Raw genomic sequence first — 20,556 nt, 5'->3', positions numbered from 1 at the left:
TAGCAAAGTAAATATACTCTTTTCCAATGGTATTAAATTAAATAACAGCGTCGGGCTTACTATTCAAGATCCAATCGTTCCTGTTCCGTTTTTTCTGCCAGACGTTTTTCGATTATGGGTGTAATCAAGGTTTTTCTTGGTTTGACTTTTACAAAAGGAAACAATTCTAAATCGTGTTTCATTTTATCCTGTTTGTTAGGATGTTTGTTTGTTCCCAATAAAATTTCTTTCCCAGAATCAAATAGTTCCTGCGCGGTATCCGCACTTTCCTGAATTTTTCTTTTGATGATTCCGTCATTAAGTTGTTTCAGGAAACCGCCATTTGCCTCTATGTCTTTGAATAAAGCCAATGCTTTTTCCGCTAGTTGATTGGTTAGGTTTTCGATATAATAACTGCCGTCTGCCGGATTATTGACTTTGTCAAAATAACTTTCATTTTTGAGGATCAACAATTGGTTTCTCGCTATGCGGTCGCCAAATTCGTTGTCTTTGTGGTACAAAGCATCGTACGGTAAATTAGCAACGGCATCCGCTCCTCCAATAATGGCACTCATACATTCAGTTGTGGTACGCAACATATTTATATTGTAATCGTATAATGTTTTGTTACGTTTGGTAGGCGAAACGATGATGTTGCACGCTAAAGTATGGTTGTATTCCTTGGCGATGAGATTAAAAAGCAACCGCAACGCACGCAGTTTTGCAATTTCAAAAAAGTAATTTGTTCCTACGGCCACTTCAAAAACAATAGGTGTATTTATGGCGTCAATTCTATTGAAATACTCATTGGCTTGTCCCACACTATAAGCAATTTGCTGTACCATAGTGGCACCGGCATTTTGATACAACGCAGCGTTGATACTAAGTAGCGATACCGATGTTGTTGCTGCCGAAAGCAAATTCAGGGTGTCAAAATTGCTTTTTTCTTTCGTTGTAAACCAGTTTCCATCTTTGGCTAATTGTCCTATAGGATCCAGATTACAGAAAATTACAGTGTTGCTTTTCTTGGCGAAAACATCAATTTTTTTGACGAAATCGATTGAAATAAATCCCAGGTTAAAATATACTGTAACGTTCTCTAAAGGCAATTTTTCCAATAGATCGGTAACGTTAATTGATTCGTTTTCTATTGTAAAGCGCAGGCTGTCTGCCCCGCGATTCAGTGTGTCTAATGCCCGTTCTATTGATTTTTCAAGGTCGTAGACAAATATATTTTGGCAAATTCTAAATTCTGTTGCTTTTGTGGAAACGGGGAATACTTTTGTAAACTCCTCTTTGTGGTAAAAAGGTTTTACCTGAATGTCTTCCGGAGAATTCCAAACTACGGTTTCATTGTAATCCGCTCCATTGAGTTCAAATTGGATTTTTTGTTTCCATTGTTTGGAGGAAATGGGGTTGAAATCATCGAAAAGGTTTGTATCCATTTTGTTAGTCATTTTCCTCACTCCAGTCCTCGTCATAGGAGAGGGAACCGAAACTTGGTGTTCTGTTTTTAATAATTACTATAAATTGTACACTCTCTTCCCTTTGGGAATGGTTGGGAATGGGATTTTATTTTTGAATCGTGTCGCCTTCAAATTCGATGATGTAAATGTCTTCACTATCTTTTTTCATATAGTATTTTTCTCGGGCGTATTTTTCTATTTGTTCGAAATTGTTTAATTGTTTGATATTCTCTTTGTCTTTTTTTATTTCGTCTTTGTAATATTCTGCATTGTCTTCCAGATCTTCAATTTGTTTGTCTAAAATGCGATGATCAAAATACGAATAGTTGTCCAGAAAAATCATCCAAGACGAAAAGAACAACAGGACCCAGACATATTTGTTGCTCAGGAATTTAAACCAAGGTTTGTCTTTATATGGATTTGTCATTTTTTTTATTTTTTTTAGCCCCGATTATAGTGGAAATCCTTTTAGTAGGTGATACTGACGAAGGAAGATTCACCTACTAAAAGATTGCAACGGAAAGCGGGAAATAGCTCCTAATACTTATTCTGTTAAAATTACAACTAAATCACAGAATTTTTTGATTTATTACTGCGCGCACCACATCAATGGCTACCGTGTTGTATTTGTCATTTGGAATAATGATGTCCGCAAATGCCTTGGTTGGTTCGATGAACTGCTCGTGCATTGGCTTTAATGTGGTTTGGTATCTGTTAAGGACTTCATTCATATCACGGCCACGTTCCATTATATCGCGTTTCATGCGTCGGATTAATCGTTCGTCAGAATCGGCATGAACGTATATTTTTACATCAAATAATTCTCTTAATTCGGGATTGGCCAAGATTAAAATTCCTTCTACAATCATTACTTTTCTGGGATGAGTAAAAACGGTATCGTCAGACCGGTTGTGGGTTACAAAGGAATAAACGGGTTGGTGAATGTTATTTCCTTCCTTTAATTCTTTGAGGTGGGCCACTAGCAACTCAAAATCAATGGCTCGGGGATGATCAAAATTGATCAATGCTCTTTCATCAAAGGAGAGTCCGTGATTTTCTTTGTAATATGAATCTTGTGAAATAATACCAACTTCTGTCTGTGGTAATTCATTCATAATCTGATGTACAACGGTTGTTTTTCCGCTTCCTGTACCACCTGCAATTCCTATAATGAGCATAAATTTTTTTATTATGTTTTTATTGGAACAAAAATAGGAATTTAATCGAGAGCAGATTTTGTTTTTTGAGGAAATCTTGCTAATTTAATATATTTACGAGTCATTTTTTAAGGGTATTTAGCTATCTTTAAATTCTAAACGAGAAACTATTGTATTCCCAAATTAATAAAAACATAAGTCGTTATGTCACTTTTGAACCCAAAGAATTAGAAATTTTCAATTCTTTGCTGGAATATAAAACCGTTGCTAAGAAAACGGTTTTACTTCAGGAAGGCGAAATGTGCCATTTTGAAGCTTTTGTCATCAAAGGTTGTGTCCGGAAATATTATATTGACGACAATGGTTTTGAAGTTATTCTGCAATTTGCCCTCGAGAATGCGTGGGTGAGCGATATTTCTTTTAGTATATACGAAGATGCACCAAGCCGTGTGTATATCGAAACGTTGGAAGATTGTGATTTTTTGCTGTTCAGCCCGGAAGCAAAAGAAGAATTATTTGCCAAAGCACCAAAGTTTGAACGCGCGTTCCGCATCCTGATGCAGCGCAGTCTGGCCGTTACGCAAGACCGTTTGTTTCATACTATTTCTAAAACAGCGACCCAAAAATACATAGAGTTTCTGGAACAGTATCCCACACTATCGCAGCGCGTTGCCCAGCATTACATTGCTTCTTATCTGGGGATTTCGGCTGAGTTTTTAAGTAAAGTGAGAACCAAAATGACAAAACTTTAAAGTCTCATAATTTTTCATTTCTTGTCCTGGTTCAATGCAAATGCCTTTTTTTTGACGCACCTTTGCATTATATTTTAAAGAATAGGACAATGGAAAATACAGATAAAAATACAGAAGGAGTACTTACGCATTTTGTTTTGCACAAAGGAAACACGCGGGGTCATGCCAATCACGGTTGGCTGGAATCCTATCATACGTTTAGTTTTGCGAATTATCAAAATCCGGAGCGAATGAATTTTGGCGTATTGCGCGTGCTCAATGATGACAGAGTCAATCAGGGGATGGGTTTTGGGAAACATCCGCATGACAATATGGAAATCATTTCTATTCCGCTCGAAGGCGATTTAGAACACCATGACAGTATGGGCAATACTACCGTAATCAAGGAAGGGGATATTCAGGCCATGAGTGCCGGTACCGGAATTTTTCACAGCGAATACAATAAAAATAAAGACCAGCTGGTTAAATTTTTGCAGATTTGGATTTATCCAAATAAAAAAAATGTAACGCCTCGTTATGATCAAGTTACTTTAGATTTAAACGACCGTCACAATAAACTCCAACAAATTCTATCCCCAAATCCTGAGGATGAAGGTGTTTGGATTCATCAAGATGCGTGGTTTCATATAGGGAAATTCGAAAAGGATTTTGCTGCCACGTATGCATTAAAAAAAACCGGAAACGGAATCTACGCTTTTGTTTTGAAAGGCGATTTTGCCATAGGAAACATTGCTTTAAACGAGCGAGACGGAGTAGGAATCTGGGATACCAATGCTATTAAAATTACCGCTAATTCCGCTAGTGCCGAAATCCTGTTGATGGAAGTACCCATGCAATTGTAATTGATTTTTGATGATCATATTCGTCAGTTCGAGTGATCCCGATTTTGGGCGGGATCGTATCGAGAACAAGAAAATTTTGAATTAAAAACGGTTCTCGATACGCTTCGCACTCGAACTGACGTTTGGTATAATTACACATGATGTTCACGAATGTTTCCAGTCAATAAATTGCCACCACCGTAATCCGATTGATAAATGCCATTCCTGCATGGAATGGCGTGGGTGTGTTGCAGGATTCGCAAGCAAAGAAAGTGTTTCTGGAGAACCATTTAAGTGGCGCTACTGTTCCGCACGATTCTGACGCAGCAAAAAAGAATTATGTGAACAAGTTGTTTTTTAAACAATACTTAATGCAAATTATTTATATTTGCTTCGTAAGAATTCAATTGAGTTTAGCAGTAGAAAATTGAGCTTTTTTCGCACGGAAAGAACAACAAAAAGTAGCATTTTAGCATGAACCAATGAACCATTCCGAACAAAAAAACACCACTTGGCTGTTTGAAATAACACCTAAAAATAAATTTTTCTCCCTTAACCTGAAGGAAGTGTGGCAGTATAGAGATTTGCTGCTGCTTTTTGTAAAAAGGGATGTGGTGACCGTCTATAAGCAAACGGTTTTAGGGCCACTTTGGTACCTTATACAACCGCTGTTTACCTCCATTACTTTTACTATTATTTTCAATAATGTTGCGGGCATCAATACCGGAACCGTGCCGCCTTTTTTGTTTAATTTGGCCGGGATTACCGTTTGGAATTACTTCACGGCCTGTCTCAATGGTACCTCGAATACCTTTGGCAGTAATGCAGGTATCTTTGGGAAAGTATATTTCCCTCGCATTATTGTACCGCTGTCTATTGTTGTTTCCAACTTATTGAAGTTTGGAATTCAATTTTTTATATTCATTTGTTTTTACGGCTATTATTATGCCCAAGGAGCTGCCATAGGGATGAATACAGCGACTTTGTTTTTTCCACTACTGATCGTTATGATGGGAGTTTTAGGATTGGGACTGGGAATGTTTATCTCTTCCTTAGTCACTAAATACCGAGATTTTAGTAATTTGGTTGGTTTTGGAGTGCAATTATTGATGTATTTGTCCGCCGTGATGTACCCAATGGCACTCATCAAAGAAAAATTGCCGGATTACGGCTGGCTGATAACCTACAATCCCTTGGCGTATGTGATCGAAACGACACGATACATGCTGCTGGATGTTGGACACATATCTGTTTTGGGATTGGGATATACCTTTTTGATTACGGTACTGGTGTTCTTAGTGGGAGTTTTGATTTTTAACAGAACCGAAAAAAGTTTTATCGATACAGTGTAAAGAACACCGGTCCTGATGAAAGGGTTCATTTTAGGATTGATTTTTTAGCCAGTAAGAAAAGTAAGAAAGTTAAGCTGTTGGGTATAATTAATTTTTGATGATAATTTTCCGTCAGTTCGAGTGATCCCGCTTTTGGGCAGGATCGTATCGAGAACAAGAAAATTTTAAATTAAAAACGATTCTCGATACGCTTCGCACTCGAACTGACGTTTGGTATAATTACACGCAACGGGAATAAAAGTAAGTTTTTAAGGGTAACAAACCGTAATGCCTTACTGGTTCAAAAGGAAATATCCGTTCTTATCAAAAAACAAAAAGACGATACATTTATAGTATGGTACGGTATAGTTAAAATCGGTTTGGTAGGGCTTCTTTTTTAGTCACTGATTTAGGTGATTTTTCATCTGGGTTTAAATGGATTTCGCAAATGGTTTGTATTGATTGCTAGTTATTTGTGTCTTTTTTTATGTTTTCTTGTGTTTCAGAGGAGAAATAAAAAATAAAACGGCAACATATTCTAGTTATATTTGCCTCTATTATCTATGACTTTTTCAGCTCATTAATGTGAGTTGAAGTCGCGAAGCGGTAGGTTAAAATGTACAATTCAATTGTAATTGTTTAAAAAAAAATGAATTCAAGTATAAAAATAGCGGTAATTGGATTAGGGTATGTCGGACTTCCATTGGCTCGATTATTTGCAACTCAATATGCTGTTGTGGGATTTGATATCAATGCCTCTCGGGTAGCATCCTTACAATCAGGCACGGATACTACACTGGAGATTTCGGATGAAGTATTACGCAAGGTATTAGTCTCAAGTTTTGTCTCCTCGAGCGCAGTTGAGAGGCAGAGCGCAGTCGAAAAATCGTCAGCTACAAACGGATTAATAGTATCTTCAGAAAGCACTGCTATTGCGGATTGCAATTATTACATCATCACGGTGCCAACTCCGGTAGACAAAAATAATCGTCCAGACTTAACGCCTTTGTACAAATCTTCTGAAACGGTGGGAAAGGTTTTAAAAAAAGGCGATATCGTTATCTACGAATCCACTGTTTATCCTGGTGTAACTGAGGAAGAATGTGTGCCTGTATTAGAAAAATTTTCAGGATTAAAATTCAATGTTGATTTTTTTGCCGGCTATTCCCCGGAACGAATTAATCCCGGAGACAAAGAACATACGGTCGAGAAAATTCTGAAAGTGACTTCTGGTTCCACGCCCGAGATCGGAATAAAAGTGAATGAATTATACCAATCTGTTATTACGGCAGGAACACATCTGGCTCCTTGTATAAAAGTAGCCGAAGCCGCCAAAGTAATTGAAAACTCACAGCGCGATATCAATATAGCGTTTGTAAACGAATTGGCCAAGATATTTAATTTAATGAATATTGATACGCATGCCGTTTTGGAAGCAGCGAGCACCAAATGGAATTTTCTGCCTTTCAAACCCGGATTAGTGGGCGGACATTGTATTGGGGTAGATCCCTATTATTTGGCACAACGCGCACAAGAATTTGGATATCATCCTGAAATTATATTAGCAGGAAGACGCCTAAATGACAGTATGGGAGAATATGTAGCGTCTCAAATTGTAAAATTGATGATCAAAAAGGGCATTTCTATAAATGGTGCGGCACTTTTAATGCTGGGCATCACCTTTAAAGAAAACTGTCCCGACGTGCGCAATACCAAAATTGTGGATGTAATCACTGCGTTAGCAGATTATGGTATTGTCATCACCATTTATGATCCCTTGGCAAACCCATCAGAAGTACAACACGAATACCAATTAGAAACAACCGCTACAGTGCCCAATAATAAATTTGATGCCATTGTGTTAGGAGTGGCGCATGCTGCCTTTTTAGCGATAGATTTGTCACAGTTACAAAAAGAAACTAGTGTGTTGTATGATGTAAAAGGAGTTTTAGGGGATGCAGTCGATGGGAGATTGTAAATAGTACCGTTCGGACTCAAACCATAATAGTAGAAAACATGAAAATAGGGATAACATTCAGTGCTTTTGATTTGTTGCATGCCGGACATATCAAAATGTTAGAGGAAGCAAAAGGACAGTGTGACTATTTAATTGCGGGACTGCAAACAGATCCTACTATCGATCGTCCTGAAAAAAACAGGCCTACCCAATCTGTGGTTGAACGCTATATTCAACTCAAAGGCTGTAAGCATGTAGATGAAATAGTTCCTTATGCAACAGAGCAAGATCTGGAGGATATTTTACGTGCGTTCAAAATTGATGTCCGCATCGTAGGAGATGAATATAAAGACAAGAATTTTACGGGACGAAACTACTGTGAAGAAAAAGGGATCGTGCTTTTTTTTAATATACGAGACCATCGCTTTTCAAGTAGCAGCTTGCGAAAAGAAGTCACAGAGAAAGAACTGATGAAAGAGAAGTAGTGTTTTTAGTGAATGGTGAAAAGTAAAAAGTGGAGCTATAGAGGTTAGGGGCGTGTTTATGTTCTAAAATTCAAACATTTCATCCTCTCACTGTACTCTAAAGTATTCAAGTCATTACAGCAAAGAAGTTTGCGTTTAGTAGTCTTCATACTAAGTTTTTAAGTCATTAACTCGAAACTTTAAAAAAGAAGCGAAAGAAAAAAAGGGAATTTAATTTGATTCCTGTCTAAATAAAAATATAATTAGAATAGTCGCCAATAGGCTGTTTTGTAAACCCCAAATCGAGGCGTCAAATCACTTATAAGCACTAATTGCACAAAAAACACTATGAAAAAACAGCCTGCAGTAACACATGTAATCCTTACCGGAGGAGTGGGAAGCCGATTGTGGCCGCTATCTCGCAAAAGTCAACCCAAACAATATTTAGATTTATTTGAAGGTAAATCGTTATTTGCAATGACCGTGGAGCGCAATCGTACTTTGGTGGACCAGATTATGGTTGTAGGAAATAGTGATAACTGTCATTTAAGTCGGCACGTTCTAGAAAAATCCAATACTCCATATATCGATATTGTTGAATCTACTCCGCGAAATACGGCTGCAGCCATCGCTTTTGCTGCACTAGCTTCTGATCCGGAGGCTGTTTTAATCGTGACGCCCTCGGATCATATTATAGGCGATATGGAACACTATAATAAGGCGATTCAGGAAGCAGTAGAAAAGGCTTCTAACGGTTTTATTGTTACTTTCGGTATTATTCCGACGAAACCGGAAACGGGATACGGGTATATTGAGCGCAAGGGTGAGGATGTAGTTTCCTTCCGGGAAAAACCAAACCAAGTTACCGCGAGGGAATTTATCTCTAAAGGCAATTTTTTATGGAACAGCGGGATGTTTTGTTTCAAAGCAGGCATTTTTCTGGAGGAATTAAAGGCCTATAATCCGGAAGTCTATGAAAAATCTAAAATTGCATGGGACAACAACAGCAATGGAAATCTAGATTTGGCTTTATCCATGGATATACCGTCCATCAGTATTGATTATGCGGTAATGGAGCGTAGTAAAAAGATAAAAGTGGTCGTGTCTGAATTTTCATGGTCGGACTTGGGTTCTTTTGAATCGGTGTACGACTATTTAGTGGCAACGGGGCATCCTGTTGATCCCAATGGAAATATGGTGATTGGCAATACAAATTATACGGCGTTTGTGGGAATGAAAAACACTATTTTCGTCTATACAGATACTGCTAATTTGATTCTTCAAAAAAATAGTTCTCAAGATGTTAAGAATGTATACAATGCATTGGAACAGGAAAAACCGGAATTATTACAGTAATGGACACCGCCTCAAAAATATATATCGCAGGACACAATGGAATGGTGGGAAGTTCGTGCATCTATCCTAAATTGGCACCACAGCCCTTGAAAGAGGAATACTTGCTCACAGGTCCCTTGGAACCAGCAAACTGGACGGTACACCCAGAAAACTAATGGACATCTCCAAGATGCACGCACTAGGATGGAAACATCAGGTGCAGCTGGAAGAAGGAATCCAGAGAACCTACAATTGGTTTTTGGAGAATGTAAATGCATTTAAGCAAGTTAAGATGTAGGGAAAAGTTTAATCGGTTAAGAAAAGTTTAATCGGTTAGGAAAGGGTTAATCGGTTAAGAAAAGGTTAATCGTTTAATCGATGAGAAAAAAGTTTAATCGATTAAGAAAGGTTTAATCGATTAACGAAATAGTAAACAATTAACCAGTTAAACACTTAACCCATTAACCATTTAAAGAAAAAAGTATAATCGGTTAACGAAATAGTAAACGATTAAGCAGTTAAACGATTAACCATTTAAAAAACCAAGCAAGCAGAAAATAATGCACAACGAAATAGTTATCTATCAGGCAGAAATGCTGTCAAGCCATATTGAGGTTCGCATAGAAGATGAGACTGTATGGCTAACTCAATTACAAATGGTAGATTTATTTCAATCAACAAAACAAAATATTAGTCTCCATATTAATAATGTTTTCAAAGAAGGGGAACTAGACGAATTTTCAACTGTCAAGGAATACTTGACAGTTCAACAAGAAGGTTCTAGGAACATAAAGCGAAGAGTTAAGCTATACAATCTCGATGTGATTATTTCCGTCGGTTATAGAGTGAAGTCAAAAACGGGGACACAATTCAGGATATGGGCAACTAATACTTTGAAATCCTATTTGTTGAAAGGCTATGCGATTCAGAATAGAATTGAAAATATCGAGAAAAAGATTTTTGAGCATGACCAGAAAATTGAAATTTTGTTAAATACCTCTCTTCCCCTAAATCAAGGGATTTTCTATGATGGACAAATTTTCGATGCACATTCCTTTGTTTCCAGACTGATAAAATCTGCAAAAAAATCAATCCTTCTTATTGATAATTTCGTTGACGAAACTGTTTTAATACAGTTGTCAAAGAGAGAAAAAAGGTTAATCGGTTAAAAAAAAGGTTAATCGGTTAACGAAATAGTAAACGATTAACCAGTTAAACGATTAACCCATTAACCATTTAAAAAAAAACCAAGCAAGCAGAAAATAATGAACAACGAAATCATCATTTATCAATCTGAAATTCTGACAAGCCAAATTGAGGTTCGTATTGAAGATGATACGGTGTGGTTAAATCGAATTCAACTCGCTGATTTGTTTGATCGTGATATTAAAACTATAGGCAAGCATATTTCTAATGCACTCAAAGAAGAACTTGAAGGAGTTCAAGTTGTCGCAAAATTTGCGACAACTGCTAGTGATGGTAAAACGTATCAAGTAGAGTTTTATAATTTGGACATGATTATGTCTTTAGGTTATAGAGTGAAATCAAATAGAGGGGTTCAGTTTCGTATTTGGGCAAATAAAATTCTGAAAAACTATCTGCTCAAAGGCTATGCTATTCATCATCGAATGGATGTTTTAGAAAAAAAAGTAGGTTCTTTGGAAAAGAAAAATAATGAATTTGATTTGATTTTAAAAACAAACTTGTCTCCTAATCAAGGGATTTTCTATGATGGACAAATTTTCGATGCACATTCCTTTGTTTCCAGACTGATAAAATCTGCAAAAAAATCGATCCTTCTTATTGATAATTTCGTAGACGAAACTGTTTTAATACAGTTGTCAAAGAGAGAAAAAGGAGTTGGCGTTATTATTTACACAAAAGACATTACTAAACAGTTAAAACTCGATTTAGAGCGGTTCAATTCCCAATACGAACTTGTCGAAATTAAGCAATTTGCCAAATCACATGATCGTTTTTTGATAATCGATGAAACGGAAGTGTATCATATAGGAGCATCACTTAAAGACTTAGGCAAAAAATGGTTTGCTTTCTCAAAATTGAATATTGACCCTGCAACATTGCTTGGAAAATTATACGAGTAGTAGGAAAGGGTTAATCGTTTAAGAAAGGTTTAATCGGTTAAGAAAAGATTAATCGTTTAATCGATGAGAAAAGTTTAATCGTTTAAGAAAGGTTTAATCGGTTAATCGATGAGGAAAAAGTTTAATCGGTTAACGAAATAGTAAACTATTAACCAATTAAACTATCAGTCGTTCCTGCTAAAAAAAAACAGCCTTTTAGGGTAACTATAGTGTGATAAAAATTTGTGTAAAAAGAAAAATAGACGTTAAATAAGTTGAAATAAGTTATCTTTTAAATTAACTTTGCAAGATGAGTAGACAGATAATCTTTTACGAGAATCACTTTCTTGACTTTTATAAAATTCAAGAAGATAAAGTAAAAGCTAAGATTAAAAATATTCTTGAACTGGTAATGCAAGTTGACAGAGTTCCTGAAAAATTTTTAAAACATTTGTCCGGAAGCGATGGAGTTTATGAAATAAGAGTTGAATATCAATCCAATATTTACAGAATATTTTGTTGTTTCGACAAAGGAAACGTAGTTGTATTATTCAATGCCTTTCAAAAGAAAACTCAGAAAACTCCCAATAGCGAATTAGAAAAAGCAATACGATTGAGAAAAGAATATTTTTCAACTAAAACAAATTAGACATGGACAAATATAGCCACATAACTAATTTTGATCAACTTATTGAAGTTGAACACGGAAAAATTGGAACAGAAAGCAGAAATAAATATGAGGAACACACTCAAATGTTTATTATCAGCGAAATGCTGAAGCAAGCAAGAAAAGAAGCAAAAATGACACAGGAACAGCTTGCCGAAAAGACAGGGACTAAAAAAAGTTATATTTCTAAAATTGAAAATGGAAAAGGAAATATTCAAATTTCAACACTGATTCGACTTTTTGAATTAGGATTAAACAAACGAATAGGATTGACATTTTTATAAATCAGTACATCTCACTACAATTTGTTCAGGTCATGCTTTTTAAAGACCGGCTCGAAATTTGGAATCCGGGAAGTTTACCTTATGGATTAACTACTGCCAAACTTAGAAAGCCGCACAGTTCCATTCCAGCCAATCCTTTACTGGCCGAGCCTATGTATCTTGCGGGTTTTATCGAAAGGATGGGAACAGGAACAGGCGACATTATTCGACTTTGTGAAGAGGCAGGTTTGAAAAAAGCTCCCGAGTTTCTACAGGAAGAAATTTTCAAGACCATTCTTTGGCGCAAAAATACTGAGGATAAATATGCCGTTGGAGTAAATGGCGGAGTAAGTGGCGGAGTAAAAGACATTCTGGTACTTATTGAAAGCAATCCCGGCATCAATGTTTCAAACATAAAGTCCCTTTTGAACGTTCCCCAAAGGACTATTGAAAGAGGAATTAATCAATTAAAGAAAGAAAATAAAATCGAATTTAAAGGAGCACCGAAAACAGGAGGCTATTATAGGATTATCGATTTCCTGATGATTTTATGTTTCAACTCAATAAAATAGAATGGCAGGAGCTTATCACAAATTGTGATAACCTACCAGAATCAATAAAGTTTAGCCCTCAAACCCCATTTGCTTTCAGTGAACAAGGAGTTGCAATGCTTAGTACGGTTTTAAAATCTAAAAAAGCAGTTGAAACTAATATCGCCATTATGCGTGCCTTTGTAGAAATCAGAAAAACAATTAGTTTGCAAAGTCATCTTTCTGAACAAATCATGGAATTGAAAAATGATTTGGAACAACGCCTTGGAGAACACGATGTACAATTGATGGAAATTTATACTGTAATGGATCAATTTATTGAAGAAAAAATAGAGCAAAAGAAATGGGAAAATCGAAAAAAACTGGGATATAAATAAACGTTAAAGGAAAAAAGTTTGATCGTTTAAGAAAAGATTAATTGTAAACCTTTTTATTTCTAATGCTATAAAAATTTGCTACTTTTGCGCAAGCCGCACAAAATAACTGTAAAATGGGATTTTGAGCAGCGAAGCTTTTATAAAAATAAAGAATTGGGTGTAGCGGTTCGTTATTAGGTAATAGTGTTCCCCTTTAGAATTTAAAATACTTGAAAAACAATTATGGAAATAATAGGTACTGCCGTAGTGTCCTTTTAATCCTCTTTCATTCTGTCCAGATAAGCGCTCAGGATATATTAAAAACTGCCGATTGGAGTACTCCGCCAGTAGACAATTTATCGGGTGCTGCTCTCGAAAAGAGTAGAGCTTAGTTGAAAAGCAACAATATGACTATTCATCAGGCCGAACCTCTAGCGTTATCGACAGGAATGCCCGCTTCAGAATTTACTAAATTACGCGCTCACTTAATCGTACCGCTTTCAAAAAAATCGAAAAAAGCTCCCTTAACAACGGATACCACTAATTTGATTTTGCAAAAAGAAAGGTCTCATGATGTTAAGAATTTTATAGTCAATTGGAGAGAGAACTCTGATTTATTGTATTAAAAAAATACAAATCGAGATAATTTTAGGATTTAATAAACTAATAATTAAAACTTTTGACACAGATTTGTGGTACAGAATAAAATTAAGATAGAGAAAATAGAACTTCCTACAATAAAAACGATAAAGAGTTGTTTGTTTTATTCTAGTTAACCCCTTGGGGGTAATTCAATTTGTTTAATTTTTTAACCACATAGAAACATAAGTAAGTCGAAAGTTTAAAAGTCGTAAAGTCAAAAGAATTAACTTTAAGTAAAACAGCTTTAAATTATATTGTTACATAATTTTATCTTGATTTTAAAATACGACATTATACCATGGTTATTATTTCTATTTTAAAATTACGTGCTGTGCATCAATTTTTTCTTTAAGATTAATGGAAATTTATTCATTACGCCCAACGGGTTTCTTGTTATTTAAAAAATAGTATAAGTAGCACGAAAAATATATTGTGGCAATTATTAAAAAGAGTTTTCTGCCACAGATTGGATGAATTAAAACGATTTTTAAAGCTGCGTGGCGAATTAATCTGTGCCAATCTTTGAAATTTATGGCAAATAAATTTAGAATTTTAGTAAAACACGACATTAAATTTTAGTTATTACTTATTTAAAAAAATAGTACTTAAAATATTTCGAATTAAAAAAATACACATTTTTACACATTACTTATGAGAAAAATAATTGTTGCTCTTTTATTGTTGTTTGCTTTTTTCCAATCTTCCCACGTACTTGCACAGGACTTGTTAAAAAGTACTGATTTGAGTACTTTAAAAGTGGATAATTTGATCGATAGCGACATCGCAAAAATAAAAACTCAGCTGCAAACAAACAATATGACGATTGAACAAGCAGAACCTATGGCTCTAGCCAAAGGAATGCCCGCATCGGAGTTTGCTAAATTAAGAATTCGAATTGCTGGTCTGTCCTTGCAAACAGGCGTTTCAAACACTAGTAATTCCAGTGATACGGAAGATAGAAAACAAGAAAAAATCGTCAATACGAAAGTAAAAGATACCCTAAATGCTTTAATTTTTGGTTCGGAGCTTTTCGATAATCCTACCTTAAATTTTGAACCCAATTTAAAATTGGCTACGCCTGTAAATTACGTGTTGGGACCCGGCGATGAAGTGCAGGTTAGTGTGTATGGAGTACAAGAATTTAATGCTAGTATTCCGGTATCTACAGAGGGTAAAATAACCATTCAATATGTAGGTCAGATTTCCGTTTCCGGAATGACGATTGAGGCTGCTACCCAAAAAATAAAAGGTGCAATCGCAAGAGTGTATAGTACAGTGGGATCAGGACAATCTCAAGTCGCAGTGACTTTAAGTCGCATCAGAACGATTAGAGTTACTATAATTGGCAGTAAACAACCGGGTAATTATTCGATATCTTCTTTGGCAACGGTTTATAATGCTTTGTTTTTGGGTGGAGGCCCGGGAAAAAACGGCAGTTACAGAAATATTGAATTGTTAAGGGATAATAAAGTATACAAAAACATTGATATTTACCGCTTCCTTGTCAATGGAAATCAATCGGATAATGTGGGATTAAAGGATAATGACGTCATTCGAATTCCGGCCTACAATCAAAGGGTTACCGTCGAGGGACAGGTAAAACGTCCTGGTATTTTTGAAATGAAAAAAGGGGAGACATTTGCAGATTTACTGTCTTTTGCATCAGGATTCAATGAATTGGCGTACACTGCTTCGGTGAATGTATTGCAAAAAACAGCTAAAGAATTTAAAGTTCGAGATGTAAAATTCGCAGAATTTAATACTTATAAACCGTTGTCCGGGGATGTGTTTAGAGTGACTAAAATTCTGAATCGTTTTGAAAACCGTATCAAAATTGACGGTGCCGTTTTTAGACCGGATACGTATTCTTTTTATGAAGGAATGCGTGTTTCCGATTTGATTGCAAAGGCGGAAGGTCTAAAAGAAGATGCGTATAGCAACAGAGCGAGAATCATTCGACTACAATCGGATTTGACCACGGAAATAGTCAATGTAAATTTAGCCAAAGCCTTAGCAGGGGATCTAGAAGCGGATGTTGCATTATTTAAAGAAGACATCGTAACGGTGTATTCAATTTTAGATTTTGTTGAAGACTTTAAAATAACCATTGATGGTGAGATTAAAAAACCAGGTGTTTATCAGTATCATGAAAACTTAACCTTAAATGATCTATTGGTTCAAGCTGGTGGATTAACAGGATCGGCTTCTAAGAGAGTTGAGGTAGCAAGAATGATTCAATCGGAAGAAATAGACGATGCCAATCCGAATAAAGCGGAATTGTTTAATATCGAAATTACGGCTGATAACAATGAACAGTTAAAGAACTTTGATTTGAAGCCTTTTGATGTGGTGAATATCCGTAAAATGGCCGTTTATGATAAACCAGAGATGGTCACTATCAGCGGAGCGGTCCATTATGCCGGAAAATATGTTTTGGCAACTAAAAAAGACAAAGTCTATGATATTGTTGCACGAGCAGGTGGCTTGACATCAGTTGCCAATATACAGGGAGTTAAGATCAAGAGACCCATTCAAGCCGAACAAATAGAAGCATTGGAAAATGTAAATATGAATTTGGGTAAAAAAGACAGTATCCAAAACAAGCTTACTAAAAAACTAAAAGAAGATTTAAAATTTGCCACCATACCAGTGGATTGGAAAGCCATTGTTGAAAATCCAAAAAGCAACACCAATGTAACTTTGTTTCCCGGTGATGAGATTGAAGTGGCTACTTACAATGAAGGTGTAAAAGTGGCAGGTAATGTATTGTTAACTTCGGAGATTCCTTATACAAAAGGAAAAGGATTTAATTATTACTTAGATGCTGTTGGTGGTATCGATGCCAAGGGCTGGAAGAAAAAGGCCTACATTATTTATCCAAATGGTAAAGCAGATGTAGTAAGTTCTTTCTTATTCATAAAAACGTATCCTAAAGTGACTGCAGGTTCTCAAATTATAGTGCCAGAAAAACCGGAAGTTAAAAAAATGAGTGCCGGGGAATGGGTAGGAATAGGAAGTGTAATGTCAAGTTTAGCGTTACTTATTTTGACCGCTTTTAAGTAGGTATCTTTAATTTTTGCTCTAGTCCTAAAGGGAATCGAAAATTCAGCACTTTATATTTTTGAACCAGATCCAAAGGAAAGGAAAAATTAATAATCTACTTCTCGATACAATTTTATGCAACGGCTGTCGCTATTTTATAAAATCACTCGAAGTGACCCCTCGATAAAAACTCGGGGCAGGCTGATTAACAGACAACGGATAACAGAAAACCGAAAAATGAACGAACAAATACCAAACGATGAAATATCGTTAAAAGAACTTATTGAAAAAGGAAGAGAATGGTTTTCCTATTTGCTTGGGCAATGGAAAATTATTGTTTTAGCAGGAGTTATAGGGGCAGCTTTAGGGTTAGCCTATTCTTTTAGTAAAAAACCGGTATATACAGCTACTTTGTCCTTCGCACTAGAAGATGAGAAGTCAGGTGGTGGCTTGGGAGGTGCTTTAGGTTTGGCGAGTTCATTTGGTATAGACCTTGGCGGTGGAGGAGGAAGTATTTTTACCGGATCTAATTTGACCGAGTTGTTCAAGTCCCGTGCTATGGTAGAGCAAACTTTGTTGAGCCCCGTTGTAGTGGATGGAAAAACCATTTCTTTGGCGGAGATGTACATACAAAATCAGGGCTGGAGGGAAAAGTGGAATGACAAACCAAAATTTGCAACCATCCAGTTTTTACCCGATACCAAACGTACCCATTTTACCCGTGTACATGACAGTATCTTGGGTGTGGTATATCAAGATTTGTCTAAAACGGGATTATCCGTAGGACAAAAAGATAAAAAGATCGCAATTATTAACATAGATGTCTCTTCTACTAATGAATTGTTCTCCAAGTATTTTACGGAAGCCTTGGTCAAAGAAGTTTCTGATTTTTATGTGACTACCAAAAGTAAAAAAGCACGCGAGAATATGGATATTCTGGAACGACAAACGGATTCTATACGTGGTGAACTCAACGGAGCGATTACCGGTGTGGCGGTTGCTAATGACAATACTTTTGGATTGAATCCTGCGATGAATGTACGACGAGCTCCTTCTGCTAGAAGACAGGTCGATGTACAAGCTAATACCGCTATACTAACGGAATTAGTCAAACAAACCGAACTAGCTAAAGTAACTTTACGTAAAGAAACGCCATTGATTCAAGTGATTGATCGACCTATTTTGCCTTTGAAGAAAGAAAAGTTTGGGAAAGTAAAAGGGTTGTTGATGGGAGGTTTTTTAGCTGGGTTTTTAGTAGTTTTAATTTTGATTTTGAGACGGATTTTAAAGGAAATTAAATAAGTGTTTGACTTAGCGGTTTTTAGTAGTGTAATGGGGCGAGGAAAACTTTAAAAAATAACTTTAAGAAAATATGAAAATAGTTGTAATTGGGACAGGTTACGTTGGATTAGTGACGGGAACATGTTTTGCAGAAGTTGGTATTGATGTTATTTGTATTGATATTGATGAGAAAAAAATAAATAATTTAAAAAAAGGTATTATTCCGATTTTTGAACCAGGTTTAGATGCTTTAGTAGCCAAAAATGTTGCTAAAGGCAGATTAGAATTTTCGACCTCATTAGAAGAAAGCATTCCGGGAGCAGATATTGCTTTCATTGCAGTAGGTACACCACCAGGTGAAGATGGAAGTGCCGATTTAAAATATGTTATTGCGGTAGCAAGCGCAATCGGACAGTATATGAATAGCTATGGCGTTATCGTAACAAAAAGTACGGTACCCGTTGGAACGGCCAAAAAAGTTCAGGAAGCTATACAGGAGGCGCTCGTTAAAAGAGGGTTAAATATTTCATTTGATGTGGCTTCTAATCCAGAATTTTTAAAAGAAGGCGCTGCGATAGATGATTTTTTAAAACCTGATCGCATTGTAGTTGGAGTATCTAGCCCGAAGGCAGAAGAGGTTGTGCGTAAATTATACAAACCTTTTTTATTAAATGGGCATCCTATTATTTTTATGGATGTGGCTAGTGCAGAAATGACTAAATATGCCGCTAACAGTATGTTGGCTACAAAAATTAGTTTTATGAATGATATTGCTAATTTATGTGAAATTGTTGGTGCCGATGTGAATATGGTACGTAAAGGAATTGGAAGTGATGTAAGAATAGGTAATAAGTTTATATATCCAGGTATTGGTTATGGAGGGTCTTGTTTTCCTAAAGATGTGAAAGCATTAATAAAAACGGCTGCTTCTAATGGTTATCAAATGCAAATATTAGAAGCGGTTGAAGCTGTAAATGAAAAACAGAAATCAGTTTTGTTTAACAAAGTAATGAATCGCTTTCAAGGAGATATAGCTGGTAAAACTTTTGCTATTTGGGGATTGTCTTTTAAGCCCAATACAGACGATATGAGAGAAGCTCCCTCTTTGGTCATAATTGAGCATATTATAAAAGCTGGTGGGAAAGTAAACGCCTATGACCCTATTGCTATTTCAGAAGCACAACATATTTTAGGAAACAAAATAGAATATAGCAACACTGAATATGAAGCGTTAGAAAATGCGGATGCATTATTAATTGTAACCGAATGGACTGATTTTAGAGCTCCTGATTTTGATAAAATAAAAAAAGCACTAAAAAACCCTATTGTTTTTGATGGTAGAAATATATATGATTCTAAAGAATTGAATGCTTTGGGTTTTGAATATTATGGTATTGGAACAAAAAATAATTAAGGTTATGGGTAAAAGAATATTAATTACAGGAGCAGCAGGTTTTTTAGGATCGCATTTATGTGATCGTTTTATAGGCGAAGGTTATAAAGTTGTAGGGATGGACAATTTAATAACTGGAGATTTAAAAAATATAGAACATCTTTTTCCACTTAAGAATTTTGAATTTTATAATCACGATGTCTCAAATTTTGTTCATGTTGCTGGAAATTTAGATTATATTTTGCACTTTGCTTCACCAGCAAGTCCAATAGATTATCTCAAGATACCAATTCAGACCTTAAAAGTAGGGTCTTTAGGAACCCATAATTTATTGGGTTTAGCTAAAGAAAAAAAAGCTAGATTTTTGATAGCTTCAACTTCTGAAGTTTATGGAGATCCTACTGTTCACCCACAGCCAGAAGAATATTGGGGGAATGTTAATCCAATTGGGCCTAGAAGTGTTTATGATGAAGCAAAAAGATTTCAGGAAGCAATCACAATGGCGTATCATACTTATCATGGACTTGAAACAAGAATTGTGAGAATATTTAATACTTATGGACCTCGTATGCGTCTAAATGATGGAAGGGTTCTGCCTGCGTTTATAGGTCAAGCATTAAGAGGTGAGGATTTGACAATTTTTGGCGATGGCTCACAAACAAGAGCATTTTGTTATGTTGACGATTTAGTGGAAGGTATATATAGGCTTTTAATGTCAGATTACGCTTATCCAGTAAATATTGGAAACCCAAATGAGATTACAATGAACGATTTTGCGCAAGAAATTATAAAACTAACAGGAACCTCTCAAAAAATAGTTTATCATCCACTGCCTCAAGATGATCCAAAACAAAGGCAACCCGATATTACAAAAGCTAAACAGCTTTTAGAGTGGGAACCTAAAATTTCTAGACAAGAAGGGTTAAAAAGAACATATATTTTTTTTAAATCATTATCATCAGATGAGATATTAAAACAGCCTAAACAGTTTAATGAAAAATAATTTCAAAGATAA

Annotated in this window: 22 protein-coding genes and 1 pseudogene; 20 read left to right on the top strand and 3 right to left on the bottom strand. The window is 35.8% G+C overall.

The features are described from left to right. Window positions 1-59 precede the first annotated feature (59 nt). From EKL96_RS09515 to udk, 3 genes are all read right to left on the bottom strand, one after another. Window positions 60-1,424: a methylmalonyl-CoA mutase subunit beta gene (locus EKL96_RS09515; RefSeq protein WP_126461379.1), complete on the bottom strand. Its 1,365-nt coding sequence runs from the start codon at window positions 1,422-1,424 to the stop codon at window positions 60-62. Between the two features lie 127 nt (window positions 1,425-1,551). Further along, window positions 1,552-1,872 (bottom strand): FtsB family cell division protein, encoded by a 321-nt coding sequence (locus tag EKL96_RS09510; protein ID WP_126461376.1) that lies wholly within the window; start codon window positions 1,870-1,872, stop codon window positions 1,552-1,554. Between the two features lie 142 nt (window positions 1,873-2,014). Further along, window positions 2,015-2,623 carry a uridine kinase gene (udk, locus tag EKL96_RS09505; RefSeq protein ID WP_126461373.1) on the bottom strand — a complete coding sequence of 203 codons (609 nt, stop codon included), beginning with the start codon at window positions 2,621-2,623 and terminating at the stop codon, window positions 2,015-2,017. 149 nt (window positions 2,624-2,772) lie between these two features. Here udk and EKL96_RS09500 point away from each other — a divergent pair, with 149 nt between their 5' ends. From EKL96_RS09500 to EKL96_RS09405, 20 genes and pseudogenes are all read left to right on the top strand, one after another. After that, window positions 2,773-3,354, top strand: a complete 582-nt coding sequence (locus EKL96_RS09500) for a Crp/Fnr family transcriptional regulator (RefSeq protein WP_126461370.1) — start codon at window positions 2,773-2,775, stop codon at window positions 3,352-3,354. Window positions 3,355-3,443: 89 nt separating this feature from the next. Next, window positions 3,444-4,196, top strand: a complete 753-nt coding sequence (locus EKL96_RS09495; RefSeq protein ID WP_126461367.1) for a pirin family protein — start codon at window positions 3,444-3,446, stop codon at window positions 4,194-4,196. Between the two features lie 188 nt (window positions 4,197-4,384). Further along, on the top strand, window positions 4,385-4,606 hold the full coding sequence (locus EKL96_RS09490; RefSeq protein WP_126461364.1) for a hypothetical protein: 222 nt from the start codon (window positions 4,385-4,387) through the stop codon (window positions 4,604-4,606). Between the two features lie 51 nt (window positions 4,607-4,657). After that, entirely contained in the window at window positions 4,658-5,527 is an 870-nt protein-coding gene (locus EKL96_RS09485; protein ID WP_126461360.1) for an ABC transporter permease, read from the top strand. A 628-nt stretch (window positions 5,528-6,155) separates the two neighbouring features. Next, window positions 6,156-7,484 (top strand): nucleotide sugar dehydrogenase, encoded by a 1,329-nt coding sequence (locus tag EKL96_RS09480; protein WP_199736836.1) that lies wholly within the window; start codon window positions 6,156-6,158, stop codon window positions 7,482-7,484. 38 nt (window positions 7,485-7,522) lie between these two features. Then, window positions 7,523-7,948, top strand: a complete 426-nt coding sequence (locus EKL96_RS09475) for an adenylyltransferase/cytidyltransferase family protein (RefSeq protein WP_126461356.1) — start codon at window positions 7,523-7,525, stop codon at window positions 7,946-7,948. A gap of 327 nt (window positions 7,949-8,275) precedes the next feature. Beyond that, window positions 8,276-9,283 (top strand): mannose-1-phosphate guanylyltransferase, encoded by a 1,008-nt coding sequence (locus EKL96_RS09470; protein WP_126461353.1) that lies wholly within the window; start codon window positions 8,276-8,278, stop codon window positions 9,281-9,283. After that, window positions 9,283-9,438: a hypothetical protein gene (locus EKL96_RS14300; protein WP_197037207.1), complete on the top strand. Its 156-nt coding sequence runs from the start codon at window positions 9,283-9,285 to the stop codon at window positions 9,436-9,438. The genes EKL96_RS09470 and EKL96_RS14300 overlap by 1 nt, the downstream gene beginning before the upstream one ends. After that, window positions 9,405-9,560: pseudogene (locus tag EKL96_RS09460) on the top strand (GDP-L-fucose synthase); the annotation flags it as partial. The gene EKL96_RS14300 and the pseudogene EKL96_RS09460, both read left to right, overlap by 34 nt. A 262-nt stretch (window positions 9,561-9,822) precedes the next feature. Then, window positions 9,823-10,431, top strand: coding sequence for a virulence RhuM family protein (locus tag EKL96_RS09455; RefSeq protein ID WP_126461350.1), 609 nt, complete (start codon window positions 9,823-9,825; stop codon window positions 10,429-10,431). A gap of 96 nt (window positions 10,432-10,527) precedes the next feature. Continuing rightward, entirely contained in the window at window positions 10,528-11,367 is an 840-nt protein-coding gene (locus EKL96_RS09450) for a RhuM family protein (RefSeq protein ID WP_199739594.1), read from the top strand. Window positions 11,368-11,656: 289 nt separating this feature from the next. After that, window positions 11,657-11,995 carry a type II toxin-antitoxin system RelE/ParE family toxin gene (locus EKL96_RS09445; protein ID WP_126461342.1) on the top strand — a complete coding sequence of 113 codons (339 nt, stop codon included), beginning with the start codon at window positions 11,657-11,659 and terminating at the stop codon, window positions 11,993-11,995. A 2-nt stretch (window positions 11,996-11,997) separates the two neighbouring features. Beyond that, the gene (locus EKL96_RS09440; protein WP_126461339.1) at window positions 11,998-12,297 is read left to right on the top strand and encodes a helix-turn-helix domain-containing protein; all 300 of its coding nucleotides are present in this window, start codon (window positions 11,998-12,000) and stop codon (window positions 12,295-12,297) included. Between the two features lie 32 nt (window positions 12,298-12,329). Beyond that, a complete protein-coding gene (locus tag EKL96_RS09435; RefSeq protein WP_126461336.1) occupies window positions 12,330-12,848 on the top strand; it encodes an ATP-binding protein in 519 nt (172 codons plus the stop codon). Next, entirely contained in the window at window positions 12,827-13,204 is a 378-nt protein-coding gene (locus tag EKL96_RS09430) for a hypothetical protein (RefSeq protein WP_126461333.1), read from the top strand. The genes EKL96_RS09435 and EKL96_RS09430 overlap by 22 nt, the downstream gene beginning before the upstream one ends. Window positions 13,205-13,590: 386 nt before the next feature. Continuing rightward, complete coding sequence (locus EKL96_RS09425) at window positions 13,591-13,809, top strand: hypothetical protein (RefSeq protein ID WP_126461330.1); 219 nt, start codon at window positions 13,591-13,593, stop codon at window positions 13,807-13,809. 667 nt (window positions 13,810-14,476) lie between these two features. Then, window positions 14,477-16,888 carry an SLBB domain-containing protein gene (locus EKL96_RS09420; protein ID WP_126461327.1) on the top strand — a complete coding sequence of 804 codons (2,412 nt, stop codon included), beginning with the start codon at window positions 14,477-14,479 and terminating at the stop codon, window positions 16,886-16,888. A 216-nt stretch (window positions 16,889-17,104) separates the two neighbouring features. Next, window positions 17,105-18,169, top strand: coding sequence for a Wzz/FepE/Etk N-terminal domain-containing protein (locus EKL96_RS09415; RefSeq protein ID WP_126461324.1), 1,065 nt, complete (start codon window positions 17,105-17,107; stop codon window positions 18,167-18,169). A gap of 70 nt (window positions 18,170-18,239) precedes the next feature. Continuing rightward, window positions 18,240-19,562, top strand: a complete 1,323-nt coding sequence (locus EKL96_RS09410; RefSeq protein ID WP_126461321.1) for a UDP-glucose dehydrogenase family protein — start codon at window positions 18,240-18,242, stop codon at window positions 19,560-19,562. Window positions 19,563-19,566: 4 nt separating this feature from the next. Continuing rightward, complete coding sequence (locus tag EKL96_RS09405; protein WP_199739597.1) at window positions 19,567-20,544, top strand: UDP-glucuronic acid decarboxylase family protein; 978 nt, start codon at window positions 19,567-19,569, stop codon at window positions 20,542-20,544. Window positions 20,545-20,556 lie beyond the last annotated feature (12 nt).

It is taken from the genome of Flavobacterium sp. LS1R10 (assembly GCF_003968825.1).
Lineage (GTDB): Bacteria > Bacteroidota > Bacteroidia > Flavobacteriales > Flavobacteriaceae > Flavobacterium.
This window is presented reverse-complemented; position numbering and strand designations above follow the sequence as displayed.